This window comes from Enterobacter cloacae complex sp. GYL001 (assembly GCF_049237125.1).
Classification (GTDB): Bacteria; Pseudomonadota; Gammaproteobacteria; order Enterobacterales; family Enterobacteriaceae; genus Enterobacter; species Enterobacter hormaechei_C.
In genome coordinates this window covers 190551-216098 of record NZ_JBMKGW010000004.1, presented here as the reverse complement: position 1 = coordinate 216098, position 25548 = coordinate 190551, and the positions used below count along the sequence as shown (strand labels likewise).

Genomic DNA, 25548 nt, shown 5'->3' with positions numbered 1-25548 from the left:
AATGAATACCGAACAGCTAATGACGCTCTGTCAGCGCCATCACGCACTGCTACTCGCAAGCGACACCGATATGATCAGCATTGCGGTGGTGGGTAATCCTGCCTCTGAGCTGATGGAAGCGTTACGCTTCGCCACGCAGAAGCGTATTGATATTGAGTGCTGGACGGCAGAACGGATGGAAAAACGGCTTCAGTCCGTCTCATCATCACACCTGCCGGGCATAGCGCCAAACTCAGCCGCTGACGTGCTCAGTACAACCTTGCAGCAGGCAGTAAACCAGCGGGCTTCTGACATCCATATTGAACCGACGGAGCACGGCTACCAGATCCGTTTGCGAATCGACGGTGTTCTCTACCCGCAACTGCCGATCTCTGCCGCCCTCGGGACGACGCTTGCCGCACGCCTGAAGGTGCTGGGTCAACTGGATATTGCGGAGCGCCGCCTGCCGCAGGACGGCCAGTTTACGGTGGAGCTGGCAAGCGTCCCCGTCTCTTTTCGTATCGCAACCCTTCCCTGTAGTGGTGGAGAAAAAATCGTGCTTCGTCTGCTTCACCAGGTACAGCAGGCACTGGAGCTTGAACAGCTGGGGATGAGCGCAGACCAGCAGGCCCGTTTTGCCGGGGCGCTTAACAGCCCTCAGGGGTTGATTCTGGTCACCGGCCCGACCGGTAGCGGGAAAACAGTGACGCTGTACAGCGCGTTACAGGTGCGAAATACCCCTGACGTCAATATTTGCAGCGTGGAAGATCCCGTTGAAATCCCGCTTGCAGGCTTAAACCAGACGCAGATTAATCCGCGCGCGGGGCTGACCTTCCAGAGCGTGCTGCGTGCCCTGCTCAGGCAGGATCCTGACATCATTATGGTGGGTGAAATTCGTGACGGCGAAACGGCAGAAATTGCCATTAAGGCGGCGCAAACCGGACATCTGGTGCTGTCCACCCTCCATACTAATTCGACGACTGAAACGCTGGTAAGACTGCAACAGATGGGCGTCGCGCGCTGGATGATCTCTTCGGCGCTCTCGATGGTGATTGCCCAGCGACTGGTGCGCCGTTTATGTCCGTACTGCCGACAGGAAACCAGCCGCCACACCGAATTACCCCGCACGCTGTGGCCCCGGCCGCTTCCTCGCTGGCAACCCACCGGCTGCGATCGCTGCTACCACGGTTTTTATGGTCGCGTAGCCATTTTTGAAGTGCTCGTCATCGACGACACGCTGCGGCAGGCCATCGCCAGCGGAGCAAGCACGGAGGTGATTGGGTCCAGCGCTCGTCAGGCGGGAATGACCTCTTTGTTTGAGCATGGCTGCATGGCCGTAGAACAAGGGCTGACCACGCTCGAAGAGCTGTTGCGCGTCCTGGGAATGCCCGATGGCTGCTAATTCGCTCTGGCGCTGGCGTGCCCTGAACACCGAGGGGGAGGTGCAAACCGGCACCCTCTGGGCCATCGACCGTGACGCAGCTTACACGGCTCTGGTGCTTAAACAACTGCACCCGCTGGCGCTAAAACGCTGTCAGCAGCGCCACCGATGGCAGGTGCAGCACTGCTACGATATTTTTCGCCAGCTCGCCACGCTGCTACAGGCTGGACTCACGCTATCCCAAAGCCTGCACATGCTGGCGGAACAGCATCCTTTGCAGCACTGGCAGGCGCTGCTGCACAGTCTTGCTGATGACCTGAGCGAAGGTTGCGCCCTGTCAGAGGCCATGAAGAAATGGCTAGAGGTGTTTAGCCCTCTTTATGTTTCAATGGTGAAGACGGGTGAGCTGACGGGTAAGCTCGAAGCCTGCTGCCGTCAGCTTGCGCAGCAACAAAAATCCCAGCAGCAGCTCAGTGCGAAGGTGAAGAAAGCGCTGCGCTATCCGCTGATCATCCTGACGCTGGCCGTTTTCGTGGTGCTGGCGATGGTCACGCTGGTTTTGCCTGAGTTTGCTGCAATCTACAAAACGTTCAACACCCCGCTCCCTTTGCTCACGCAGGCAGTCATGGGGCTGGCGGCCTTGGTTCAGGCGCATATCCTCACCCTTTTGACCCTGCTCGTGGCAATGGTTGTCATCGCCTGTAAGCTGCGGCGGCATCCACGCTGGCAGTATGTCTTGTTACACGTACCGGTGATGGGCACGCTGACGCGCGGGCAAAAACTGGGGCAGATTTTTACCGTGCTGTCATTAACCCAGCAGGCCGGAATTGCCTTTTTACAAGGACTGGAGAGTGTGGAGGAGACCGTTGAGAGGGGCTACTGGCAGGAGAAACTCCGTGAGATACGCAGCGATATCGAACAGGGGATGCCCGTGTGGTCCTCCTTCCAGAAGGCCTCTGTTTTTACGCCACTGTGTATTCAGCTCATTCGCACCGGAGAAGTGTCGGGTTCACTGGATGTGATGCTGATGAATCTGGCCCGCCACCATACGGAACAGACATTTCAGCAGGCAGACAATCTGGCGGCGCTTCTTGAGCCTTTGCTACTGGTCGTGACGGGTCTGATTATTGGCACGCTGGTGGTGGCAATGTATTTGCCGATTTTCCATCTGGGGGATGCAATGAGCGCGGGGTAATGCTGGCGCACGGACGCGCGCCAGCCGTAGCCGTCAGAGGCTATTGAATACGCGGTTTTCCTGCTCCTGAACGCGGATAAACGTCGTGCGTTTCGTCAGCTCTTTCAGGCGGGAAGCACCAACGTAGGTGCAGGCAGAACGCAGACCGCCGAGGATATCGCGCGCCGTGTTTTCGACCGGACCACGCAGTGGCAGCTTAACGGTTTTGCCTTCCGCCGCACGGTATTTCGCGACACCGCCCACGTGACGGGTCATCGCGGATTCAGAGCTCATTCCGTAGAACAGCATGAACTTCTCACCGTTTTCTTCCACCACGGTACCGCCGCTCTCTTCGTGGCCTGCCAGCATGCCGCCGAGCATCACGAAATCCGCGCCGCCGCCGAAGGCTTTCGCGACATCGCCTGGCATGGTGCAGCCACCGTCGCTGATGATCTGGCCGCCCAGACCGTGCGCAGCGTCAGCGCATTCAATTACCGCAGACAGCTGCGGATAACCCACACCGGTTTTCACGCGCGTGGTGCAAACGGACCCCGGGCCAATGCCAACTTTTACAATGTCGGCCCCGGAGAGGATCAGCTCTTCACACATTTCACCGGTCACCACGTTGCCCGCGATGATGGTTTTGGTTGGCCAGGCCTCACGTGCCTTGCTGACGAACTGAACGAAATGCTCGGAATAACCATTTGCCACGTCAATGCAGACAAAATTCAGCGCTGGATTGGCGTTCAGGATCTGTTTGGTTTTCTCGAAATCTGCATCAGAGGTACCGGTCGAGACCATCACATGCTTCACCACGTCAGCCGAGGCGGAGGCGACAAACGCATCCCACTCTTCAGCGCTGTAGTGTTTGTGTACCGCAGTAAGGATGTCGAATTGCGCCAGTGCGGTCGCCATCTCGAAGGTCCCGACGGTATCCATGTTGGCCGCGATAATCGGCACGCCAGACCACGTCTGACCGGAATGCTTAAAGGTGAATTGACGTTCGAGTTCAACGTCTGAGCGACTTTTCAGTGTAGAGCGTTTAGGGCGGATAAGAACGTCTTTGAAACCTAACTTCAGATCTTCTTCGATACGCATGTGCGGATTCCTGGGGTTAGAGGCAAATATATTAAAAGCACAACTCCAGTGACGCTATCATACGCACTAATACCTGCTCCGCAAGACTGCGAAATTCTCTTTTTTTACGCTACAATCCTATAAATTTACCTGGTAAAAAGCGGGTAAAGAGAGCTAAACATTGGCTGTTGTAAGTTTGAATTTTAAGCAACTGATTTTAAAACTGAATAATTCCCAGGATCTGATTTAATGGGGTATATCGTCGCATTAACCGGCGGCATCGGTAGTGGTAAAAGCACCGTTGCGCACGCGTTTGCTCGTCTCGGCATCACGATTATCGACGCCGATATCATTGCCCGTCAGGTGGTAGAACCCAATACACCCGCCTTAAACGCCATCGAAGCGCATTTTGGTCGCCGTGTGATACAGGCTGACGGCACCCTGAATCGTCGGCAGCTGCGTGAGTGCATATTTTCCGATCCAGCGGAAAAAGCCTGGCTTAATGCCCTGCTCCACCCCATTATCCACCAGGAAACTCAGCGTCAGATTGCCGCAGCCCTTTCGCCCTATGTGTTGTGGGTGGTCCCGTTACTGGTGGAAAATCAGCTTCAAAATAAAGCAGACAGAACGCTGGTGATTGACGTTTCCCGCGAAACGCAAATCCAGAGAACCATGGCGCGTGACAATGTTTCTCGCGAGCATGCTGAACAAATTCTTGCCGCACAGGCCACGCGCGAAGCGCGCCTCGCCATTGCGGATGATGTTATTGATAATAACGGCGCACCAGATGCCATTGCATCGGATGTTGCTCGTCTGCACGCGCAGTATCTGACCTTCGCCGCGCAGGCCGTTGCACAGGAAAAACCATAATGTCGACTCATATCCTTTTTGAGCACCCGCTTAACGAAAAAATGCGTACCTGGCTACGCATAGAATTTCTTATTCAACAGCTTTCACAACATCTGCCTGTCAACGATCACGCCACCGCGCTGCATTTTTTCCGCAACGTGGGCGATCTGCTGGATGTGATTGAACGCGGCGACGTCCGCACTGAGCTGTTGAAAGAGCTGGAGCGCCAGCAGCGTAAATTACAGGCCTGGGCCGAAGTACCGGGCGTGGATCAAAGTCGAATTGACGCTTTACGCAAGCAGCTGAAAAACAGCAGCACGACCCTGATGGCCGCGCCGCGCGTTGGCCAGTTTTTACGAGAGGATCGTCTGATTGCGCTGGTGCGCCAGCGCCTGAGCATACCGGGCGGATGCTGTAGCTTTGACCTGCCAACGCTGCATATGTGGCTGCACATGCCGCAGGAACAGCGCGATCGCCAGGTGAACAGCTGGCTGGGCAGCCTGGAGCCGATGAATCAGACGTTATCCCTGATCCTCGATCTTGTGCGTAACTCTGCCCCGTTCCGCAAACAAACCAGTCTCAACGGTTTCTATCAGGATAACGGCGACGACGCCGATCTTCTGCGCCTGAACCTGTCTCTTGGCGAGCAGCTTTACCCGCAAATTTCCGGACATAAAAGCCGTTTCGCGATCCGCTTTATGCCGCTGGACAGTGAACATGGCACCGTGCCGGAACGCCTCGATTTTGAACTGGCCTGTTGTTAAGGAGTGCCAATGTCTGACGTAACCACCGTAAACTGCCCAACCTGTGGGAAAACTGTCGTCTGGGGAGAAGTGAGTCCATTTCGCCCATTCTGCTGCAAGCGCTGTCAGCTTATAGACCTGGGCGAATGGGCGGCGGAAGAGAAACGCATTCCGAGCGAAGGCGATCTCTCGGATAGCGATGACTGGAGCGAAAACCAGCAGTAACGTTCAAAGCCTGCTGGCGCTTCGCTTAGCAGGCCTACGGTTGTGCGGCCAGCCGGAGGATCACAGGCTCATTGGCAGGCGGGAATTTTTCCGCATCGCTGGCCTGAAGCTCAATCCAGTTACCCGGCTGCCCCTCTTTTCCCCACGGCTCACCTTCCCAGTTTTCAACCAGCCAGAACCACAGCGTGATGTGACGATCCGGAAACTGGTACTCCAGCTTATCGAACAGCGTTGCGCCAAGCGGGGTGATCCCCACCTCTTCCTGAAGCTCACGCACCAGCGCCTGCTCCGGCGTTTCACCTGATTCGATTTTTCCGCCGGGGAATTCCCATTTGTTGGCCATGTGCGCATCGGCGGCACGTTGGGTAATGAAGATCTGATTTTGCGGGTTGCGAATGATCCCGACAGCAATTTGCAGTGTTTTCATCATGTCACTTCCATAAAAAAGGCGCAGATATCTGCGCCTTTTCAGTTTGTTATGTTCTTAACTCAGACGGCCGTGGCACGCCTTGTATTTTTTGCCGGAACCGCATGGGCACGGATCGTTACGACCGACTTTACGATCGCCCGTCTGCGCTGCGATTGCCGCTGCGGCTTCGCTTTCATCGGTCTGATGGCTCAGCTGCTGCATCTGTGCCAGACGCTCAGCTTCTTCACGACGCTGCTGCTCCATCGCTTCCACTTCTTCCGGCATACGCACCTGAACTTTGCTCAGGGTGCTGATGACTTCATACTTCAGCGACTCCAGCATGGCAGCAAACATGGAGAAGGATTCACGCTTGTACTCCTGCTTCGGATCTTTCTGCGCATAACCACGCAGATGGATACCCTGACGCAGGTAGTCCATTGCCGCCAGGTGCTCTTTCCACAGGGAGTCCAGGGTCTGCAACATTACGCCTTTCTCGAAGTGACGCATCATCTCTGCGCCAACCACTTCTTCCTTACGCTTGTAGACGTCCAGCGCGGTTTCGTAGATACGCTCGCGAAGGGTCTCTTCGTGCAGCTCAGGCTCTTTGTCCAGCCACTCTTTGATTGGCAGTTCGAGATCGAAGTCGTTTTTCAGACGTTCCTGCAAACCTTCGATATCCCACATCTCTTCCAGAGACTGTGGCGGAATGTGCGCGTCGATAGTGGCTTTGAACACATCTTCGCGAATGCTGTTGATGGTTTCGCTCACGTCGGACACGTCCAGCAGTTCGTTACGCTGGGTGTAGATCGCACGACGCTGGTCGTTGGCAACGTCATCATATTCCAGCAGCTGCTTACGAATATCGAAGTTGCGGCTTTCTACTTTACGCTGGGCGTTGGCAATCGCTTTGGTAACCCACGGGTGCTCGATCGCTTCGCCAGGTTTCATGCCCAGTTTACGCATCATGCCGGACACACGGTCAGAGGCGAAAATACGCATCAGCGCATCTTCCATAGACAGATAGAAGCGGGAAGAACCGGCATCACCCTGACGACCTGCACGACCGCGCAGCTGGTTATCGATACGACGAGATTCATGACGCTCGGTACCAATGATGTGCAGACCACCGGATGCCAGCACCGCGTCATGACGCACCTGCCAGTCGGCTTTGATCTGCGCGATTTGCTCTGGGGTTGGGTTTTCCAGCTCCGCCACTTCGGCCTGCCAGCTACCGCCGAGCATAATATCGGTACCACGACCCGCCATGTTGGTGGCGATGGTTACGGCAGCCGGGTAACCGGCCTGCGCAACGATATCTGCTTCTTTAGCGTGGAACTTGGCGTTCAGAACGTTGTGTTTGATGCCTGCTTTGGTCAGCTCGTTAGATACCACTTCGGATTTCTCGATGGAGATGGTCCCCACCAGTACCGGCTGGCCCTTCGCGGTACGTTCGCGAATATCTTCAATGATCGCCTGAATTTTTTCCGCTTCAGTCATGTATACCAGGTCCGGCATATCCTTACGGATCATCGGACGGTTGGTAGGTACTACCACGGTATCCAGCTTATAGATGGAGCTGAACTCAAACGCTTCGGTATCTGCGGTACCGGTCATCCCCGCCAGCTTCTCGTACAGACGGAAGTAGTTCTGGAAGGTGATGGATGCCAGCGTCTGGTTTTCGTTTTGAATATCCACGCCTTCTTTCGCTTCCACGGCCTGGTGCAGGCCATCGGACCAGCGACGTCCCTGCATAGTACGGCCGGTGTGTTCATCGACGATGATGACTTCGCCGTCTTTAACGATGTAGTCAACGTCGCGGGTGAACAGGGCGTGCGCGCGCAGTGCGGCCGTTACGTGGTGCATCAGCATGATATTGCTCGGGGAGTACAGAGACTCGCCCTCTTCCATAATGCCTTCAGCCACCAGCAGCTCTTCGATTTTCACCAGGCCGCGTTCGGTCAGGTTGACCTGACGCGCTTTTTCATCCACGGAGAAGTGACCTTCCCCCTGGAAAGTATCGGAGTCTTCTTTCTCCTGACGCAGCAGGTGAGGAATGATTTTGTCGACTTTACGGTACATCTCGGAGCTGTCTTCGGCCGGGCCGGAGATGATCAGCGGGGTACGCGCTTCATCGATCAGAATGGAGTCAACCTCATCCACCAGCGCATAGTGCAGTTTACGCTGGACGCGCTCTTCCGGGCTGAACGCCATGTTGTCGCGCAGGTAGTCGAAGCCGTATTCGTTGTTGGTGCCGTAGGTGATGTCCGCGTTGTAGGCTTCACGCTTGGCAGGTGCCGGCAGGCCGGACATGTTAATGCCTACTGTCATGCCGAGGAATTCGAACAGCGGACGGTTGTTTTCGGCGTCGCGCTGCGCCAGATAGTCGTTGACGGTAACAACGTGAACGCCCTTACCCGTCAGCGCATTCAGGTAAGCCGGCAGCGTTGCCGTCAGGGTTTTACCTTCACCGGTACGCATTTCCGCGATGCAGCGCTCGTTGAGCACCATCCCGCCCAGCAGCTGTACGTCGAAGTGACGCATGCCGAACACGCGTTTACTGGCCTCACGTACAACGGCGAAGGCTTCCGGGATCAGGCTTTCTAAGGTTTCACCTTTCTCCAGACGCGCACGGAACTCCGCGGTTTTCGCTTTCAGCTCATCATCAGTGAGCTTCTCCATCGCCGGTTCCATACCGTTGATGACGTTCACAGCTTTGCGCATGCGGCGCAGGGTACGATCGTTACGACTACCAAAAACTTTGGTTAACAATTTGATTAGCATAATAAATTCTCAAACGCCCCAGTCGGGCAGATAAATTAAGGTATTGAAAAAGGTTAATTTAGCTGAGGCGTTGAGGCCCGGCACGGATGCCGTGAACCTGGCTAATCCATGTCGAAACAGAGAAGGATGCAGGGGAAACAAAATCCGTTTGCGCCGTCTGATTTACGGTCACTGGCGGCTGGTTGTCCTGCGTCAGAAGCGCATTAAGCGTATCGAGCAGGGCAAGATGCTGAGCCTGAACCGGCAGCGTTTCTTCCGCAACAGGCATCGTCTGCGGCGCCATCGCGAATGACAGATGGCGGATAACCGTGCGAATCGCGTGCTGCTGCCAGTAATCAACGGAGAAATTGGGACGGCGGCTGGCTTCAAGCCATGCGAGATTAGTGAAGTTAACCCGTGTGGTGAGATCGTGTTTGGTCGTCGTGGAACGTGCTGGCGTGGCCGCGTCTGCGCTGTTGCTGAGCACAGGCAAGCCGAAACTCGCCGCGACCATCCCCAATAAGAGATGCGGCCAGAAGTAACGTCTGCCAAATTGTCGCCAGCGCGTCAGTATTCCGCTCACTTGCTCCACCACGTTCGCCCGCCAGTGCAGGCTGAGTTCAGTTATTCTTTTTTAGCGCCCAGATATTACCACTAAAGCCAATACACGGCAGCAGGAATGACACCTTGCAGCAGGTAAAAACGGTCAATAATGCAGCGAACACACCGTTATTCGGCACCCGACACAGGCCAGGGGTGAGGGGGACAAATTAAAGAAGGGCAGAAATAAAAACGACTGGCTTCCCTGGTCGGAGAGAGTACCAGGTGAACCAGTCGCTTTTCTTACGAAACGGCTTTAACCGTTACGCCAGGACCATAGTCGGGGCTTTGAACGCCAGCGGCAGTTCAGCTTCGTCTTCGAAGGTCACATATTCCCAGGCTTCCTGTTTTGCCAGGACGGCCTGCAACAGTTTGTTGTTCAGTGCATGACCGGATTTAAACGCGGTAAATGCACCAATGATGTTGTGACCACACATGAAGAGGTCGCCGATCGCGTCCAGCATTTTGTGACGAACAAATTCATCTTCAAAACGCAGGCCGTCTTCGTTCAGTACGCGATAATCGTCAACAACGATGGCACAATCGAAGCTGCCGCCCAGGCACAGGCCGCGGGATTGCAGATATTCGATATCACGCATAAAGCCGAAGGTACGTGCTCGGCTGATCTGACGCATGAACGCATCCGCAGAGAAGTTCATCGCATAGCGCTGGGTGCTGGAGTCAATCGCCGGATGGTTAAAATCGATGGTGAAGTCCAACGAGAAACCATTGTACGGTTTGAATTCAGCCCATTTGTCGCCATCTTCGACGCGAACGGTCTCTTTAATGCGAACAAATTTCTTCGCGCAGTTCAGTTCTTCGATGCCGGCATCCAGCAACAAATAAACGAACGGAGCAGCACTCCCGTCCATGATCGGGATTTCTGGCGCATCGACTTCAACCATAATGTTGTCGATACCCAGACCCGCCAGGGCGGCGTTCAGGTGCTCTACGGTAGAAATCCGCACGTCATGCTCGTTCACCAGACAAGTACAGAGCATAGTATCACGCACAGATTTGGCATCGGCCGGAAAATCTACCGGTGGATTCAAGTCGGTGCGACGATAGATGACCCCGGTATTGGCCGGCGCAGGGCGTAACGTCAGTGTGACTTTCTTGCCGGTATGTAAACCGACACCCGTCGCCTGAACGATACGTTTAAGTGTCCTTTGTTTGATCATCGTATAATCTCGCCAAATTAACTATCCAACCGAGAGTGTATATCACTAACGGTGGGCCAGTTTAGCACAAAGAGCGCAAATCCCCAAATTCCAGCCAATTCTTAGTCAGCTTGCTTACGCAGGAACGCCGGGATATCCAGATAATCTGGCTCTTTTGCCGTTTGTGGAGTTGGGTCGTTCACCACTTTCGCAGCGGGTTTTTGCTCCTGAGTCAGAGGCGCCATACCGTGCTGCTGGTAACGATCCATAACCGGCTGCTGAGTCTGTTTGTTGGTCACCAGGGTGATCTCAGGACGCTTGTCCATACCGATACCGGTGGCCACAACGGTCACACGCAGTTCGTCGTTCATTTCCGGATCAAGGGACGTACCGATAACAACGGTCGCGTTGTCAGAGGCGAACGCACGGATGGTGTTACCCACGGTTTCGAACTCATCCAGACGCAGGTCAAAGCCAGCGGTAATGTTGACCAGCACGCCGCGCGCACCAGACAGATCGATATCTTCCAGCAGTGGAGAAGAGATCGCCATTTCAGCGGCTTCTTCCGCACGGTCTTCGCCGCTCGCCACGCCAGAGCCCATCATCGCGTAGCCCATCTCGGACATCACGGTGCGAACGTCTGCAAAGTCAACGTTCATCAGACCAGGACGGGTAATCAGTTCAGCAATACCCTGAACCGCGCCTTTCAGCACGTCGTTTGCCGCGCCAAAGGCGTCCAGCAGAGAGATACCGCGACCCAGCACTTTCAGCAGCTTGTCGTTCGGGATGGTAATCAGAGAGTCCACGTGCTTGGACAGCTCGGTGATACCCTGCTCCGCGAAAGCCATACGCTTCTTACCTTCAAAGTTGAAAGGCTTGGTCACGACAGCAACGGTCAGAATACCTAAATCTTTAGCGACTTCCGCCACAACGGGTGCTGCACCGGTACCTGTACCGCCGCCCATACCCGCTGCGATGAAGACCATGTCTGCACCGTCCAGTGCAGCGCGCAGCGCTTCACGATCTTCTTCAGCCGCGTTGCGGCCCACTTCCGGGTTAGCCCCTGCTCCCAGACCTTTGGTGATGCCACCACCGATCTGAATCGTCTGGCCAACAGCCGTTTTACGCAGCGCCTGCGCATCGGTGTTCACCGCGAAGAATTCAACACCTTCGATGCGCTCGCGCACCATGTGCTCTACGGCGTTACCGCCGCCGCCACCGACGCCGATGACTTTAATCACCGCGTCGTTGGTTAATTCCATAGGTTCAAACATAATCTCTCTCTCCGTTGTGCCTGTCGCCCGAGACCGCTAATTCTCTCCGGTCTCTTAAAAAAATTAAAACTCTTTTCGCAACCAGGTGTTAAGTCGTTTGACCCAAGACCCCACCGAGACGCGTTTTTCCACTTCTGCTTCACCACTCAAATGGGATTCTTTCCCGTAGTGCAGCAGGCCCACGGCCGTTGAGTAATACGGCTCCTGAGCGTAATCCGTTAAACCGGTAATATTCAGCGGCGCACCAATACGCACCTGCGTATGGAACACGCGCTGAGCGCAGGCCGCAAGACCTTCAATTTGCGCTGCCCCGCCGGTTAATACAATCCCCGCCGCGAGATGATGTTTCACACCCTGCTGGCGAAGCTGTTCCTGTAACTGCAAAATCTCTTCGTTGACCAGGTTGAGCAGCTCGGTATAACGCGGCTCAATCACCTCTGCCAGCGTCTGGCGTTGCAGGCTGCGCGGCGGTCGTCCGCCTACGCTCGGCACTTCAACGCTCTCGTCTTTGCCGACGATAGAGCCCAGCGCGCAACCATGGCGCACTTTAATCGCCTCTGCATCGCTCGGTGGCGTACCAAAGGCGTAAGCGATATCGCTGGTCACCACATTCCCGGCGTACGGGATCACTTTGGTGTGGCGTAACGCACCGCCGGTATAGACGGCCATGTCCATTGTACCACCACCAATATCGACCACACAGACGCCCAGTTCACGTTCGTCTTCGGTCAGCACGGAATAGCTCGCGGCAAGACCGGCGAAAATGAGTTGGTCAACTTTCAGGCCACAACGTTCAACGGCTTTTACAATGTTCTTCGCCATATCGTTGTGACATGTGATCAGGTGCACTTTTGCCTGCATACGCACGCCCGAGAGACCGACCGGATTCTTGATGCCTTCCTGGTAGTCGATCGCGTATTCCTGCGGGATCACATGCAGCACACGGTGCTCGTCGCGAACACGCACGGATTTCGCCGTGTGGACAACGTTCTCAACGTCTTCCTGCGTCACCTCTTCTTCAGAAATCGGCACCATACCGATTTCATTCTGGCAGCTGATGTGCTTACCAGACAGGGCCAGATAGACAGAGGAAATCTGGCAATCTGCCATCAATTCAGCCTGGTCGATGGCGCGCTGAACGCATTTCACCACCGACTCAAGGTCGTTTACCCCACCTTTATCCATACCACGGGAGGGGCAGCTGCCCACGCCAATGATATTGACCATACCGTCGGGCAGAACTTCCCCTACCAAAGCGGCAACCTTCGCGGTGCCAATCTCCAGTCCTACTACCAATTTTCTGTCCGTCGACTTGATCATTGTTGTTCTGCCTGTACCTGTGCCTGATTTTGTTGCTGATTAGGTTCCTCGACCGGAGCCGGCTCCCAACCGACTGCTGCGCCTGAGTCATAGCGCAAATCAACGTAGCTTATCCGTTTGCCATCCGTCTGCGCCTGCTGCTGTAAAACCGGGTAAAGTTCTACAAAACGCGCCAGACGTTTCATTGTGTCGCCGCGGCCAAGATTGAGCTTAATGCCATTCGTTAGGGTCAACTGCCAGGAACGGCGCGCCGTCATCGCAGCATCTTTTAACGTAAAGCGATCCTTAGCCAGCACCTGCCCCATCTCACGAAAACCCTGCAATACTTCGTTTTCGCTGCCTTCCGGGCCATACAACATCGGTAAATTCTGCTTGTTGACACGATCGCTCGGGACGCTGAACGAATTTCCGTCTACGTCAACCATATGCTGATCATTCCAACGCGCAATCGGCACATATTCAACCAGATGAATCTTCAATTCATCAGGCCATTGTTTTCTGACACTCGCCTGTTTTATCCACGGCAGACGTTCAATCTGACTCTGGATAATGTTGACGTCCTGCGTCATAAAGGTGCCAGGCGACCCAAGCGCCAGAATCGACTGGCGAATGTCATCGTTACGCGTGTAGTGTCGCTCCCCGGTCACCACCAGCTTCGACAGCGGCAACCGCTGCGCGTCTTCCATCCAGCCCAGCACCATCCAGCCGCTGATAAACACGGTGCACAGCACCCCGAGCAGGAAGATGATCCCTGCAAGACGCGTTCCATTACTCCGGCGCGAAGAGGAGTATTCTTCTTCGTCATCGCGGTTGCGCGTGTTCAATGCAGCCTGAGACATATCAGCCCGCCTGGTCCAGAATACGTACGACTAACTGCGAGAAGCTCATTCCCGCCTGACGCGCCGCCATCGGCACAAGGCTATGGCTGGTCATACCCGGAGACGTGTTTGCTTCCAGCAGATAAAATTGCCCGTCACCGTCAAGCATCACGTCAATGCGTCCCCAGCCACGACATCCCAGCACATTCCAGGCTTTAAGCACCAGAGACTGTAATTCGGCCTCACGCTCTGCTTCAAGACCCGCTGGGCAGAAATATTGCGTCTCATCAGAGAGATACTTCGCCTCATAATCATAGAAGACTCCTGCGGGTTGGATGCGAATTGACGGTAAAATTTCTTCGCCAAGCATCGCGACGGTAAATTCCGGCCCGCTAAGCCATTTTTCAATCAGAACTTCTTCATCATGTTGAAATGCCAGTGCTAAAGCGTCAGCCAAATCTACAGCTTTATCGACTTTGGACATTCCCACGCTCGACCCTTCACGGCTCGGCTTCACAATAACCGGTAAGCCCAGTGCCGCAATGCGTGTATTAACGCTGTCCGACAGACCCATTTCATATTCACGACGCGTCAGTGCAACCCATGGCGCAACGGGCAGGTCCGCCCCCTGCCACAGCAGTTTGCTGCGCAGTTTATCCATGGAGATGGCGGATGCCATCACGCCGCTGCCGGTGTACGGCATCCCGATCAGCTCCAGCAGCCCCTGCAACGTGCCGTCTTCACCGCCGCGACCGTGCAACGCGATAAAGGCTTTATCGAAGCCCATCGCTTTCAGCTGCGTGACGTCCACCTCTTTCGGATCAACCGGATGCGCGTCCACACCACCTTCACGCAGGCCCGCCAGCACGGCAGCGCCCGAATTCAGAGAAACCTCGCGTTCGGCGGAAGTGCCGCCAAACAGGACAGCAATCTTATCAGCCATGACGCTCGTCCTCCTGAGTTTGCGGCTTCAGTTTGATTTCAGCTAAGGTACGGGCGATTTTGCCGATATTTCCCGCGCCCTGAATCAGGATCAGATCGTTACCCGTCAGGACCGGGGCAAGCATTTCAGCCACCTGAGCCGGGTCGGGAACCAGAATAGGATCCACTTTACCGCGTCCACGGATGGTACGACATAAAGAACGACTGTCCGCACCCGGAATCGGAGTTTCACCCGCTGCATAAACATCCAGCATCAGCAGGGTATCGACCTGCGAAAGGACGTTGGCAAAATCGTCATACAGATCGCGAGTACGCGTGTAACGGTGCGGCTGGAAGATCATGACCAGATTCTTTTCCGGCCAACCCGCGCGTGCCGCTTTGATGGTTGCGTCCACTTCCGTCGGATGGTGACCGTAGTCGTCTACCAGCATCGCAGAACCTGGCTTACCGTTTACCGGCTCCAGCGGGAATTCACCGAGGAAGTCGAAGCGACGGCCCGTCCCCTGGAAGCTCTCCAGTGCGCGCAGGATCGCTTCATCGTCAATGCCTTCTTCTGTCGCAACAGCCACCGCCGCTGCCGCATTCAGGGCGTTGTGACGTCCCGGAGCGTTCAGGGTGACATGCAGCAGGTCTTTATCCTGACGCGCGAGGGTGAAATGCCCCTGCGCACCGATCTGCTTGTAATCTTCTACGCGTACATCCGCGTCTTCGCTGAAGCCGTAGGTCGTAATTTGACGCCCGACGCGCGGCAGCAGCTCGCGAATAACCGGATCGTCCACGCACATCACCGCACGGCCATAGAACGGCAGGTTGTGCAGGAAGTTAATAAAGGTCTGCTTTAAGTTCTCGAAGTCGCCCTGGTAAGTGTCCATATGGTCAGCTTCGATGTTGGTGACGATCGCCACCATCGGCTGTAGATGCAGGAACGACGCATCGCTCTCATCCGCTTCCGCAATCAGATAACGGCTGTGGCCCAGACGCGCATGCACGCCAGCGGCTTTCACCAGACCACCGTTAACGAACGTCGGGTCGAGACCCGCTTCCGCATAAATGCTGGAGACCATCGCTGTTGTGGTGGTTTTACCGTGCGTACCGGCCACCGCAATGCCGTGACGGAAACGCATCAGTTCCGCCAGCATTTCCGCGCGACGGATCACCGGGATGCGCGCCTCATGCGCCGCAACGATTTCCGGGTTATCCGCGGAGATAGCGCTGGACACCACAACCACGCTCGCATCGCTCACGTTTTCCGGGCGATGATTGAAATAGATAGTCGCCCCCAGCGACGCCAACTGCTGCGTAACAGGGTTTGGCGCCAGGTCAGACCCGCTGATCTGATAGCCTTCGTTAGCTAACACTTCGGCAATACCGCCCATGCCAGCACCACCGATGCCGACAAAGTGAATGTGCCGGACGCGACGCATCTCGGGCACGATAGAACGCAGTTTTGCCAGTTGTTGTGTATTCATTCTCTAAACGCCATCGACTACTTCAAAAAAATCGTGCAGCGCAACACGCACTGCGAGAATTATGCCTGGGCTGCCAGGCTCACTTCTTTTGCCACCCGTTCCGTTGCATCCGGGATAGCGGTCGCGCGTGCGCGTTGCGCCATCTCCAGTAATACATCCCGGTTCCAGCCCGCCAGGGTAGTGGCGACCGCATCAGCGGTAAATTGTGGCTGCTCAAAAATCTTCGCTGCGCCCGCTTTCTCAAGCGGCAGCGCATTCCAGTACTGCTGTCGGTCTTTGTGCTGGAACGGCACAAACAGCGCCGGTAAACCGGCGGCGGCGATTTCGCTCACCGTCAGCGCGCCCGAGCGACAGACCACAACATCGGCCCAGGCATAGGCTGCGGCCATATCATCAATAAATTCAGTCACTTTATGCTGCGGCTGACCTTCCTGCACGTAGGCCTGCTCAACGGTCTGCTGAGCGCCCTTCCCGCTCTGGTGCCAGATGGTCACCGCATCACCCAGTTTTGCCGCAACCTGCGGCATCGTCTGGTTTAAAATACGTGCGCCCTGGGAACCGCCGACGACCAGCACGCGCACCGGCCCTTCGCGACCCGCCAGACGCGTATCTGGCAGCGGCAGCGCCAGCACGTCCACACGTACCGGATTCCCTACGACATCCGCTTTCGGGAATGCCCCGGGGAAGGCCTGCATAACTTTGGTGGCGATTTTTGCCAGCCATTTGTTGGTCAACCCGGCAATACCGTTCTGCTCATGCAGAACAACGGGGATGCCCAGTGACCACGCCGCCAGTCCTCCCGGACCGGAAACGTAACCGCCCATGCCCAGAACGACGTCAGGCTTAAAACGCTTCATAATGGCGCGCGCCTGACGCCAGGCATTGAAAATGCGCACCGGCGCCAGCAGCTGCGCCTTGATCCCTTTGCCACGAAGGCCAGAAATACGAATAAAGTCGATCTCGATACCGTGTTTAGGTACCAGATCGGCTTCCATGCGGTCTGCGGTTCCCAGCCAGCGTACCTGCCAGCCCTGTTCCATTAAATGGTGCGCAACTGCCAGTCCCGGGAACACGTGTCCGCCGGTCCCGCCTGCCATCACCATTAACCGCTTCGGTTGATTCATCGTGAACCTCGTGTAAACGCCTGAGCTTTCTCCAGACGCGTTTCATAATCTATGCGTAACAAAAACATAATGGCCGTCGACATGATCAACAGACTCGAACCACCATAACTGATCAACGGCAACGTCAGACCTTTGGTCGGCAGCATACCCGCTGCCGCCCCAACGTTTACCAGCGCCTGGAAGCTAAACCAGATACCAATTGAGCAGGCCAGGAAACCGGAGAAGCGGTGATCGATCTCCAGCGCTTTCCGGCCAATCGACATGGCGCGGAAAGCGACGAAGAATACCATTAATAGCGCCAATACCACACCGATATAACCCAGTTCTTCCCCAATAATGGAGAAGATGAAGTCGGTGTGCGCCTCCGGTAAATACTCCAGTTTTTGCACCGAGTTGCCCAGGCCTTGACCCCAGACTTCGCCGCGGCCAAACGCCATCAGCGACTGCGTCAGCTGGTAACCGCTGCCGAACGGATCTTCCCATGGGTTCCAGAACGAAGTCACACGGCGGATACGGTAGGGTTCGGCGAGGATCAGCAGCACCACCGCCGAAATCCCCATCCCGATGATGGCAATGAACTGCCACAGTTTTGCGCCCGCCAGGAACAGCATCGCCAGCGTAGTGACAAACAGTACGACTACCGTACCGAGGTCGGGCTGCGCCAGCAGCAGGATCGCGAGGACCAGAATCACGCCCATCGGTTTTAAGAAGCCACGAAGGTTGTTACGAACTTCGTCAACTTTACGCACCAGGTAGTTAGCCAGGTAGCAGAACAACGACAGTTTGGTGAACTCCGCGGGCTGAATACGCAGTGGCCCAAAGGCAATCCAGCGTGATGCCCCGTTAACGGAGCTCCCGACAACCAGAACGATCAACAGCATGATGATTGAGGCGATGAGCATGGCTGTACTGTGCCGCTGCCAGAACGACATCGGCAGGCGTAAGGTGATCATTGCCAGGCAGAACGCGAGAATGATGTACAGCCCGTCACGCTTGGCAAACAGGAACGGGTCGTTTGCCAGACGCTGTCCGACAGGCATTGACGCCGAGGTGACCATAATAAAGCCGATCGCTGCCAGCCCCAGCGTGAGCCAGAACAGCGTGCGGTCGTACATGATCAGGCTGTCGGAATCTTTATCCCGGGAAGCCATCACCCAGCCTTTCAGCGCCGTAAACAGCCATACCAGGATACCAAATCCTGGCAGGCGCGGCATTTTCAGGCGAGGGAGAGATAAACGCATCAGCCTAACTCCTTCGCCAGGCGGGTAAAGACATCACCCCGCTGTTCGAAACTCTTGAATTGATCGAGGCTGGCACAGGCTGGTGAGAGCAGTACCATATCGCCGGGCTTCACGCGTGGGGCGATGAGGCGCATCGCCTGCTCCATGGTCTCGGTTTGCTCGGCGACTTCAGGACGCAACGCTGCCAGCTCGCTGCCATCGCGGCCAAAGCAATACAGGCGCACGTTATCACCGTTGAGGTACTGCTTCAGCGAGGAGAAGTCAGCCGATTTACCGTCGCCGCCCAGCAGCAGGTATAGCGTGCCATCAACGTGCAAACCGTTCAGTGCCGCCTCGGTGCTACCCACGTTGGTCGCTTTGGAATCATTAATCCAGCGTACGCCGTTGTGCTCCAGCGCCAGCTGGAAGCGGTGCGCCAGGCCGGTAAAGGTGGTCAGCGCCTTCAGGCTTGAAGATCGCGGCAGGCCAACAGCATCCGCCAGCGCCAGCGCCGCCAGGGCATTAGTGTAGTTATGCTGGCCGGAGAGCATCATTTCTTTCACGTTCAGCACTTTCTCACCTTTCACACGTAGCCAGGTTTCGCCCTGCTGACGATTAAGGTGATAGTCACCCATGTTAATACCGAAGCTAATGCAGCGTTCGTCTGCGCCGCGCACCGGCATGGTGAGTGCATCATCGGCATTCACTACGCAAACTTTGGCATTTTCATAAACGCGCAGTTTGGCCGCACGGTACTGCTGCAAGCCGAACGGGTATCTGTCCATATGATCTTCGGTGACGTTTAGGATCGTCGCCGCCGCCGCATGCAGGCTTGAAGTGGTTTCCAGCTGGAAGCTGGAAAGCTCAAGGACGAACAGCTCACACCCTTTATCAAGCAGCATCAGAGCGGGCAGACCAATGTTACCGCCCACGCCGACATTTTTGCCCGCCGCCTTCGCCATTTCCCCCACCAGCGTGGTGACGGTGCTTTTACCGTTTGAACCGGTAATGGCGACGATCGGGGCCTGCGCCTCCCGGCAGAACAGTTCGATATCGCCGACAATCTCAACGCCCGCATCCGCGGCGGCGCTCAGGGAAGGATGCGCCAGCGCCATACCGGGGCTGGCAACAATCAGATCGGCGGCCAGCAGCCACTCATCATTCAGACCACCCAGGTGGCGTTCAACCTGCTCCGGCAGCTTGTCCAGACCCGACGGAGAGACGCGCGTATCCATCACGCGCGGCGTCACGCCACGCGCAAGGAAAAAGTCCACGCAGGAGAGGCCGGTGAGGCCTAACCCGATGATAACGACTTTTTTGCCCTGGTAATCTGCCATGATTAACGTACCTTCAGCGTTGCCAGGCCAATCAGCACCAGCATCAGCGAAATAATCCAGAAGCGCACAATGACGCGCGGCTCCGGCCAGCCTTTCAGTTCATAGTGGTGGTGAATCGGTGCCATACGGAAGATGCGCTGACCGCGCAGCTTGAAGGAACCGACCTGCAAAATCACCGACAGCGTCTCAACCACAAACACACCGCCCATGATCACCAGCAGGAACTCCTGACGCAGCAGCACGGCGATAATGCCCAGCGCGCCGCCCAGCGCCAGTGAACCGACGTCGCCCATAAAGACCTGCGCCGGATAGGTGTTAAACCACAGGAAGCCCAGCCCCGCCCCGACAATCGCCGTACAGACGATCACCAGCTCACCCGCATGTCGCAGGTACGGGATGTGCAGGTAGTTTGCAAAGTTCATGTTACCGGTCGCCCACGCCACCAGCGCGAAACCGCCCGCGACAAACACGGTTGGCATGATGGCCAGGCCGTCCAGACCATCGGTCAGGTTGACGGCATTGCCGGTGCCGACGATCACAAAGTAAGCCAGCAGAATGTAGAACAGCCCCAATTGCGGCATCACGTCTTTGAAGAACGGCACCACCAGCTCGGTGGCCGGGGTGTCTTTTCCTGCCAGATAAAGCGCGAAGGCCACGCCCAGCGCAATCACCGACATCCAGAAATACTTCCAGCGGGCGATCAAACCTTTGGTGTCTTTGCGCACGACTTTGCGGTAGTCATCAACAAAACCGATGATCCCATAGCCAACCAGCACGGTCAGCACGCACCAGACGTAGGGGTTAGACGGATAGGCCCACAGCAGAACGGACACCACAATCGCGGTCAGGATCATGATCCCGCCCATGGTCGGCGTACCGCGCTTGCTGAAGTGCGATTCCGGACCATCGTTGCGTACAACCTGGCCGAAAGAGAGTTTTTGCAGACGGGCAATCATGCGCGGGCCCATCCACAGCGAGATGAACAGCGCAGTCAGCAGGCTGACGATGGCGCGAAACGTCAGATAGGAAAAGACGTTAAAGCCTGAGTAATATTTGACCAAATGTTCGGCCAGCCAAACTAACATGTCCCGTTCTCCTGTAATGCGTGCACAACCTCTTCCATGGCGGCACTACGTGAACCTTTAACTAAAACAGTCACAATCTGTTTTTCTGTAATCAATGCCTTCAGGCGTTCGATCAGTGCAGATTTATCGGCAAAATGTTCGCCAACTTCACTGGCATCGGAAATGGCCTTGCTCAGCGTGCCTGCGCTCAATACGCGGTCAAGCCCGGCGGCTTTCGCCGCTTCACCCACCTGAACATGGCAGGCTTCGCTTTCATCACCCAGCTCGGCCATATCGCCCACAACCATCACGCGATAGCCCGGCATCTCAGACAAGACCTGCACGGCCGCCGTCATGGAGCCGACGTTAGCGTTGTAGGAGTCATCCAGCAGAAGTTTGTTTTCAGCCAGCTGGATCGGGAAAAGACGCCCCGGCACGGCTTTTAAATTTGCCAGACCTGCTTTGATCGCCGCGTGTGAGGCACCTACCGCCATTGAGAGCGCTGTCGCAGCAAGCGCATTGGCAATGTTATGACGACCGGGCAGGGGCAGCAGCACCTCGATGTCGCCCGTTGGGGTCGTGAGGGTGAACTCGGTGCCGTGTGACGTCACATGAATGTTGGTCGCCGAAAAATCACTGTTTGCAGCATTCGGTGAGAAGCGCCAGGTTTTGCGTGAACCAATGATGCTCTGCCAGTTCAGCCAGTCGTTGTTATCGGCGTTCATAATGGCGATGCCGTCATCCGGCAGTCCGGTATAAATTTCACCTTTCGCTTTCGCCACACCGGCCAGCGAACCAAAACCTTCAAGATGTGCCGCCGCCAGGTTATTCACCAGCGCAGCTTCCGGACGCGTCAGGCTCACGGTCCAGGCGATTTCGCCCTGATGGTTAGCCCCTAACTCAATCACCGCATATTCATGCTCGTGGGTCAGGCGCAGCAGCGTCATCGGTACACCGATGTCATTATTAAGGTTGCCCGCCGTATAAAGCGTGTTACCGCACTGGCTAAGGATCGCCGCCGTCATCTCTTTAACGGAGGTTTTGCCCGACGAGCCCGTCAGCGCCACGACGCGAGTCGGTACCTGCTGGCGAACCCATGCCGCCAGCTCGCCAAACGCCAGGCGCGTATCTTTCACCACAATCTGCGGCAAATCGATATCGAGCTTACGACTGACCAGCAGCGCGCCCGCGCCGTTATCTTTAGCCTGTTGCGCAAAATCGTGGGCGTCAAAACGCTCGCCCTTCAGCGCCACAAACAGGCAGCCCGCCGTCACCTTACGGGTGTCGGTGGTCACAGCCTCAATGGTCAGATCCTGACCATGCAGCATCCCCTGCAATACCGCAGCGGCCTTGCTTAACGTAATGCTAATCATGCCACCACTCCCAGCAGACGCGCTGCCGTCACGCGGTCGGAGTAATCCAGACGACGATTGCCGACGATCTGATAATCTTCATGACCTTTACCGGCCAGCAGAACCACATCGTTCTCCTGCGCCTGCATAATGGCGTTAGTCACGGCCTCCGCACGGCCTTCGACCACGCGCGCACGACCCGCATCCAGCATGCCCGCCAGAATGTCATTGATAATGGCCCGCGGCTCTTCGGTACGCGGGTTGTCATCGGTTACCACGGGAATATCCGCGAACTGCTCAGCTATGGCGCCCATCAGCGGACGTTTGCCCTTGTCGCGATCGCCACCGCAGCCAAACACGCACCAGAGCTTGCCTGCGCAGTGCAGACGCGCCGCTTCCAGCGCTTTTTCCAGCGCATCCGGCGTGTGTGCGTAATCCACGACCACCGTCGGCTTGCCCGGCGCGCTGAACACTTCCATGCGGCCACAGACCGGTTGCAAACGCTCAGACGTTTTCAGCAGATCCGCCATCGGGTAGCCCAGCGCCAGCAGCGTCGCCAGCGCCAGCAGCAGGTTACTGACGTTGAAGGCCCCCATCAGGCGGCTTTCAATTTCACCTTCGCCCCAGGTGGAAGCGAAGCGGATCGTCGCCCCACTATCGTGGTAGTTCACCTCGACCGCCTTCAGCCAGCGGCCGCGGCAGTTCGGATTAATGCGATCTTCCATCGACACCGCCACCGCATCCGGCAGTTTTTCCAGCCAGCGGCGACCGACTTCGTCGTCGGCGTTAATGATCGCCTGCCCGTGGTGGTGAGTGGAATAAAGCAGCCATTTCGCCGCTTCGTAGTGCTCCATATCACCATGATAATCAAGGTGATCGCGGCTCAGGTTAGTAAAGACAGAGGCAGCAAATTTCAGGGCCGCCACGCGATGTTGTACCAGACCATGGGAAGAGACTTCCATCGCAGCGAAGGTCGCCCCCTGCTCAGCGAGGCCCGCCAGCACACGCTGCACGTCAACCGCCGAGCCTGTAGTGTTTTCCGTCGGGCTTACTTTGCCCAGAAGACCGTTCCCCACCGTGCCCATGACGGCACCGGCTTCGCCCAGCAGCTGTGCCCACTGCGCCATCAGCTGAGTGGTGGTGGTTTTTCCGTTGGTTCCTGTCACGCCAACCAGCTTTAACTGGTCGGAAGGTTCGTTGTAAAAACGTCCTGCCAGCGCGGAGAGACGCTCATTAAGCTGGCTGAGATAGATGACCGGCACGCCGTGCATTTCACGGATCTCACCGTCTGTTGCCTCATCTTTGGCCTCAGCAATAATGGCAGCAACACCTTGCGCAATCGCCTGCGGGATATAACGACGCCCGTCCGCCTGATGACCCACCACTGCCACAAAAAGATCGCCAGAAGCCGCTACGCGGCTGTCCAGTACCATCTCTCGCAGTGCTCGCGCAGGTAGCATAGGCACCCACGGAGCAAGAAGGTCGCGCAAATTACGATCTGCCACCTGTTCCCTCGCCTTGATTAATTACAAATTCACTTTTTTCGCCCGTCGCCAGCGCATCCGGTTCAATGTTCATGGTGCGCAACACGCCGCCCATAATAGCTCCGAACACAGGCGCGGAGACGGCGCCGCCGTAGTATTTACCCGCCTGCGGATCGTTGATGACGACCACCAGCGCAAAACGCGGATTGCTTGCAGGCGCTACGCCTGCGGTATAGGCAATGTATTTGTTGATATAGCGGCCGTCCGGCCCCACTTTTTTCGCTGTACCGGTTTTAATGGCGATACGATAGCCCTTAATTGCGGCCTTCACGCCGCCACCGCCAGGTAACGCGACGCTTTCCATCATATGCACGACGGTACGAACGATAGATTCCGGGAAAACACGTTCCCCCGGAACCGGTGGATCAACTTTGGTGATCGACAGCGGACGATAAATGCCATAGCTGCCAATCGTTGCGTAGACTCGCGCTAACTGTAAGGGAGTTACCATTAGCCCGTAGCCGAAAGAGAAGGTGGCCCTCTCTATGTCAGACCACCGTTGTTTTTGAGGATATAAGCCACTGCGTTCTCCGACCAACCCCAAATTGGTCGCCTTTCCCAGCCCAAAACGTGAGTAAGTATCTACTAACGCTGAGGACGGCATCGCTAACGCCAGTTTTGACACACCGACGTTACTCGACTTCTGTAAGACCCCGGTGAGGGTCAGTTCGCTGTAACGTGCCACGTCTTTGATTTCGTGACCGTTAATTCGATAAGGAATCGTATTCAGAACGGTATTTTCGTTGACGATGCCTCGCTGTAGAGCCGTCATCACCACCATAGGTTTTACGGTTGAGCCGGGTTCAAACACATCGGTGATGGAGCGGTTACGCATTGCATCTTTTGCTGTACCGGCAAAATTATTCGGGTTGTATGAGGGGCTACTGGCCATCGCCAGCACTTCACCTGTCGCCACATCCACCAGCACGGCGCTGCCCGATTCCGCCTTGTTAAACGCGACGGCGTTGTTCAGCTCACGATAGACCAGCGCCTGCAAGCGTTCATCAATACTCAGGGCCAGGTTGTGCGCGGCCTGGCTGTCTGTCGAGGAAATGTCTTCAATGACGCGACCATAGCGGTCTTTACGCACGATTCGCTCGCCAGGCTGGCCGGTAAGCCACTTGTCGAAGCTTTTTTCAACGCCCTCAATCCCCTGGCTATCCACGTTGGTAAAGCCAATCAGGTGCGCGGTGACTTCGCCCGAAGGATAGTAACGGCGGGATTCTTCCCGCAGATGAATGCCCGGCAGCTTCAGTTTCTTAATGTAGTCAGCCATGTCAGGGTTCACCTGACGGGCAAGATAGATAAAGCGCCCTTTCGGGTTGGCGTTAACGCGCGACGCCAGCTGATCCAGCGGCATTTTCAACGCGTCTGACAGCGCCTTCCAGCGGTTATCAAGGGTGATCCCGCCTGCATCGTGTAACTCTTTCGGATCGGCCCAGATCGCCTTCACCGGCACGCTCACCGCCAGCGGACGGCCGGAACGATCGGTGATCATCCCACGAGAGGTAGAAACTTCCTGCACGCGCAGAGAACGCATATCACCCTGACGTACCAGCATGTCAGGCGCGATGATTTGTAGCCACGCCACGCGTCCCAGCAGGAAACCCAGCGCCAGTAAAATGCAGCCGCAAAGCAACGCAAAACGCCAACTGACAAAGTTGGCCTGTTCTTCCTGGCGTTTTGGTTTTAGCGTTTTTGCCGCTGCTTTCATGCGTCGCGTTTTC

Annotated in this window: 22 protein-coding genes; 5 read left to right on the top strand and 17 right to left on the bottom strand. The window is 56.2% G+C overall.

Going from position 1 to position 25548, the window contains the following annotated elements; all coding sequences use genetic code 11:
- Position 1: 1 nt before the first annotated feature.
- Positions 2-1381, top strand: coding sequence for a type II secretion system protein GspE (gene gspE / locus ACOTWU_RS10740; RefSeq protein ID WP_126498695.1), 1380 nt, complete (start codon positions 2-4; stop codon positions 1379-1381).
- Positions 1371-2555 carry a protein transport protein HofC gene (gene hofC / locus ACOTWU_RS10735; RefSeq protein WP_252049382.1) on the top strand — a complete coding sequence of 395 codons (1185 nt, stop codon included), beginning with the start codon at positions 1371-1373 and terminating at the stop codon, positions 2553-2555. The genes gspE and hofC overlap by 11 nt, the downstream gene beginning before the upstream one ends.
- Positions 2556-2588: 33 nt before the next feature.
- Here the strand turns inward: hofC and ACOTWU_RS10730 are convergent, their stop codons facing one another.
- Positions 2589-3632, bottom strand: a complete 1044-nt coding sequence (locus ACOTWU_RS10730; RefSeq protein ID WP_017383777.1) for a GMP reductase — start codon at positions 3630-3632, stop codon at positions 2589-2591.
- Between the two features lie 228 nt (positions 3633-3860).
- Between ACOTWU_RS10730 and coaE the strand changes: the two genes are divergently transcribed.
- Genes coaE through yacG form a run of 3 tightly spaced genes read left to right on the top strand, consistent with a single transcriptional unit; the run spans position 3861 to position 5428 of the window.
- Positions 3861-4481, top strand: a complete 621-nt coding sequence (gene coaE / locus ACOTWU_RS10725; RefSeq protein WP_017383778.1) for a dephospho-CoA kinase — start codon at positions 3861-3863, stop codon at positions 4479-4481.
- A complete protein-coding gene (zapD, locus tag ACOTWU_RS10720; protein ID WP_017383779.1) occupies positions 4481-5224 on the top strand; it encodes a cell division protein ZapD in 744 nt (247 codons plus the stop codon). The genes coaE and zapD overlap by 1 nt, the downstream gene beginning before the upstream one ends.
- 9 nt (positions 5225-5233) lie before the next feature.
- The gene (gene yacG / locus ACOTWU_RS10715; protein WP_003856332.1) at positions 5234-5428 is read left to right on the top strand and encodes a DNA gyrase inhibitor YacG; all 195 of its coding nucleotides are present in this window, start codon (positions 5234-5236) and stop codon (positions 5426-5428) included.
- Positions 5429-5462: 34 nt separating this feature from the next.
- On the opposite strand, the gene mutT is transcribed toward yacG, so the two are convergent.
- The 16 genes from mutT to ftsI all read right to left on the bottom strand — a co-directional run bounded on the left by mutT (position 5463) and on the right by ftsI (position 25535).
- Positions 5463-5855, bottom strand: coding sequence for an 8-oxo-dGTP diphosphatase MutT (mutT, locus tag ACOTWU_RS10710; protein ID WP_026080649.1), 393 nt, complete (start codon positions 5853-5855; stop codon positions 5463-5465).
- Positions 5856-5912: 57 nt separating this feature from the next.
- Positions 5913-8618, bottom strand: a complete 2706-nt coding sequence (secA, locus tag ACOTWU_RS10705; protein ID WP_015572673.1) for a preprotein translocase subunit SecA — start codon at positions 8616-8618, stop codon at positions 5913-5915.
- 58 nt (positions 8619-8676) lie between these two features.
- Positions 8677-9180, bottom strand: coding sequence for a secA translation cis-regulator SecM (gene secM, locus ACOTWU_RS10700; protein ID WP_032103219.1), 504 nt, complete (start codon positions 9178-9180; stop codon positions 8677-8679).
- A 280-nt stretch (positions 9181-9460) separates the two neighbouring features.
- A complete protein-coding gene (lpxC, locus tag ACOTWU_RS10695) occupies positions 9461-10378 on the bottom strand; it encodes a UDP-3-O-acyl-N-acetylglucosamine deacetylase (protein WP_003856337.1) in 918 nt (305 codons plus the stop codon).
- 101 nt (positions 10379-10479) lie between these two features.
- Positions 10480-11631 (bottom strand): cell division protein FtsZ, encoded by a 1152-nt coding sequence (ftsZ, locus tag ACOTWU_RS10690; protein ID WP_003856338.1) that lies wholly within the window; start codon positions 11629-11631, stop codon positions 10480-10482.
- Positions 11632-11694: 63 nt separating this feature from the next.
- A complete protein-coding gene (ftsA, locus tag ACOTWU_RS10685; protein ID WP_003856340.1) occupies positions 11695-12951 on the bottom strand; it encodes a cell division protein FtsA in 1257 nt (418 codons plus the stop codon).
- Positions 12948-13790 (bottom strand): cell division protein FtsQ, encoded by an 843-nt coding sequence (gene ftsQ / locus ACOTWU_RS10680; protein WP_003856342.1) that lies wholly within the window; start codon positions 13788-13790, stop codon positions 12948-12950. Before ftsQ ends, ftsA begins: the two co-directional genes overlap by 4 nt.
- A 1-nt stretch (position 13791) precedes the next feature.
- On the bottom strand, positions 13792-14712 hold the full coding sequence (locus ACOTWU_RS10675) for a D-alanine--D-alanine ligase (RefSeq protein ID WP_015572671.1): 921 nt from the start codon (positions 14710-14712) through the stop codon (positions 13792-13794).
- Positions 14705-16180 carry a UDP-N-acetylmuramate--L-alanine ligase gene (gene murC, locus ACOTWU_RS10670; RefSeq protein WP_003856345.1) on the bottom strand — a complete coding sequence of 492 codons (1476 nt, stop codon included), beginning with the start codon at positions 16178-16180 and terminating at the stop codon, positions 14705-14707. Before murC ends, ACOTWU_RS10675 begins: the two co-directional genes overlap by 8 nt.
- A gap of 59 nt (positions 16181-16239) precedes the next feature.
- Positions 16240-17304 (bottom strand): undecaprenyldiphospho-muramoylpentapeptide beta-N-acetylglucosaminyltransferase, encoded by a 1065-nt coding sequence (gene murG, locus ACOTWU_RS10665; RefSeq protein ID WP_017383783.1) that lies wholly within the window; start codon positions 17302-17304, stop codon positions 16240-16242.
- Entirely contained in the window at positions 17301-18545 is a 1245-nt protein-coding gene (gene ftsW / locus ACOTWU_RS10660; RefSeq protein WP_006810115.1) for a cell division protein FtsW, read from the bottom strand. The genes murG and ftsW overlap by 4 nt, the downstream gene beginning before the upstream one ends.
- Complete coding sequence (gene murD / locus ACOTWU_RS10655; protein WP_017694517.1) at positions 18545-19861, bottom strand: UDP-N-acetylmuramoyl-L-alanine--D-glutamate ligase; 1317 nt, start codon at positions 19859-19861, stop codon at positions 18545-18547. The genes ftsW and murD overlap by 1 nt, the downstream gene beginning before the upstream one ends.
- 2 nt (positions 19862-19863) lie before the next feature.
- Complete coding sequence (gene mraY / locus ACOTWU_RS10650) at positions 19864-20946, bottom strand: phospho-N-acetylmuramoyl-pentapeptide-transferase (protein WP_003856353.1); 1083 nt, start codon at positions 20944-20946, stop codon at positions 19864-19866.
- Complete coding sequence (murF, locus tag ACOTWU_RS10645) at positions 20940-22298, bottom strand: UDP-N-acetylmuramoyl-tripeptide--D-alanyl-D-alanine ligase (RefSeq protein WP_045339668.1); 1359 nt, start codon at positions 22296-22298, stop codon at positions 20940-20942. Before murF ends, mraY begins: the two co-directional genes overlap by 7 nt.
- A complete protein-coding gene (murE, locus tag ACOTWU_RS10640; protein ID WP_017694519.1) occupies positions 22295-23782 on the bottom strand; it encodes a UDP-N-acetylmuramoyl-L-alanyl-D-glutamate--2,6-diaminopimelate ligase in 1488 nt (495 codons plus the stop codon). The genes murF and murE overlap by 4 nt, the downstream gene beginning before the upstream one ends.
- Positions 23769-25535: a peptidoglycan glycosyltransferase FtsI gene (ftsI, locus tag ACOTWU_RS10635; RefSeq protein ID WP_003856361.1), complete on the bottom strand. Its 1767-nt coding sequence runs from the start codon at positions 25533-25535 to the stop codon at positions 23769-23771. The genes murE and ftsI overlap by 14 nt, the downstream gene beginning before the upstream one ends.
- Positions 25536-25548 lie beyond the last annotated feature (13 nt).

What these genes read in the sequence shown, in the direction of transcription:
- gspE (WP_126498695.1), top strand. Translation starts at nt 2, where the DNA reads ATGAATACCGAACAGCTAATGACGCTCTGTCAGCGCCATCACGCACTG.
- hofC (WP_252049382.1), top strand. Translation starts at nt 1,371, where the DNA reads ATGGCTGCTAATTCGCTCTGGCGCTGGCGTGCCCTGAACACCGAGGGG.
- ACOTWU_RS10730 (WP_017383777.1), bottom strand. Translation starts at nt 3,632, where the DNA reads ATGCGTATCGAAGAAGATCTGAAGTTAGGTTTCAAAGACGTTCTTATC.
- coaE (WP_017383778.1), top strand. Translation starts at nt 3,861, where the DNA reads ATGGGGTATATCGTCGCATTAACCGGCGGCATCGGTAGTGGTAAAAGC.
- zapD (WP_017383779.1), top strand. Translation starts at nt 4,481, where the DNA reads ATGTCGACTCATATCCTTTTTGAGCACCCGCTTAACGAAAAAATGCGT.
- yacG (WP_003856332.1), top strand. Translation starts at nt 5,234, where the DNA reads ATGTCTGACGTAACCACCGTAAACTGCCCAACCTGTGGGAAAACTGTC.
- mutT (WP_026080649.1), bottom strand. Translation starts at nt 5,855, where the DNA reads ATGAAAACACTGCAAATTGCTGTCGGGATCATTCGCAACCCGCAAAAT.
- secA (WP_015572673.1), bottom strand. Translation starts at nt 8,618, where the DNA reads ATGCTAATCAAATTGTTAACCAAAGTTTTTGGTAGTCGTAACGATCGT.
- lpxC (WP_003856337.1), bottom strand. Translation starts at nt 10,378, where the DNA reads ATGATCAAACAAAGGACACTTAAACGTATCGTTCAGGCGACGGGTGTC.
- ftsZ (WP_003856338.1), bottom strand. Translation starts at nt 11,631, where the DNA reads ATGTTTGAACCTATGGAATTAACCAACGACGCGGTGATTAAAGTCATC.
- ftsA (WP_003856340.1), bottom strand. Translation starts at nt 12,951, where the DNA reads ATGATCAAGTCGACGGACAGAAAATTGGTAGTAGGACTGGAGATTGGC.
- ftsQ (WP_003856342.1), bottom strand. Translation starts at nt 13,790, where the DNA reads ATGTCTCAGGCTGCATTGAACACGCGCAACCGCGATGACGAAGAAGAA.
- ACOTWU_RS10675 (WP_015572671.1), bottom strand. Translation starts at nt 14,712, where the DNA reads ATGGCTGATAAGATTGCTGTCCTGTTTGGCGGCACTTCCGCCGAACGC.
- murC (WP_003856345.1), bottom strand. Translation starts at nt 16,180, where the DNA reads ATGAATACACAACAACTGGCAAAACTGCGTTCTATCGTGCCCGAGATG.
- murG (WP_017383783.1), bottom strand. Translation starts at nt 17,304, where the DNA reads ATGAATCAACCGAAGCGGTTAATGGTGATGGCAGGCGGGACCGGCGGA.
- ftsW (WP_006810115.1), bottom strand. Translation starts at nt 18,545, where the DNA reads ATGCGTTTATCTCTCCCTCGCCTGAAAATGCCGCGCCTGCCAGGATTT.
- murD (WP_017694517.1), bottom strand. Translation starts at nt 19,861, where the DNA reads ATGGCAGATTACCAGGGCAAAAAAGTCGTTATCATCGGGTTAGGCCTC.
- mraY (WP_003856353.1), bottom strand. Translation starts at nt 20,946, where the DNA reads ATGTTAGTTTGGCTGGCCGAACATTTGGTCAAATATTACTCAGGCTTT.
- murF (WP_045339668.1), bottom strand. Translation starts at nt 22,298, where the DNA reads ATGATTAGCATTACGTTAAGCAAGGCCGCTGCGGTATTGCAGGGGATG.
- ftsI (WP_003856361.1), bottom strand. Translation starts at nt 25,535, where the DNA reads ATGAAAGCAGCGGCAAAAACGCTAAAACCAAAACGCCAGGAAGAACAG.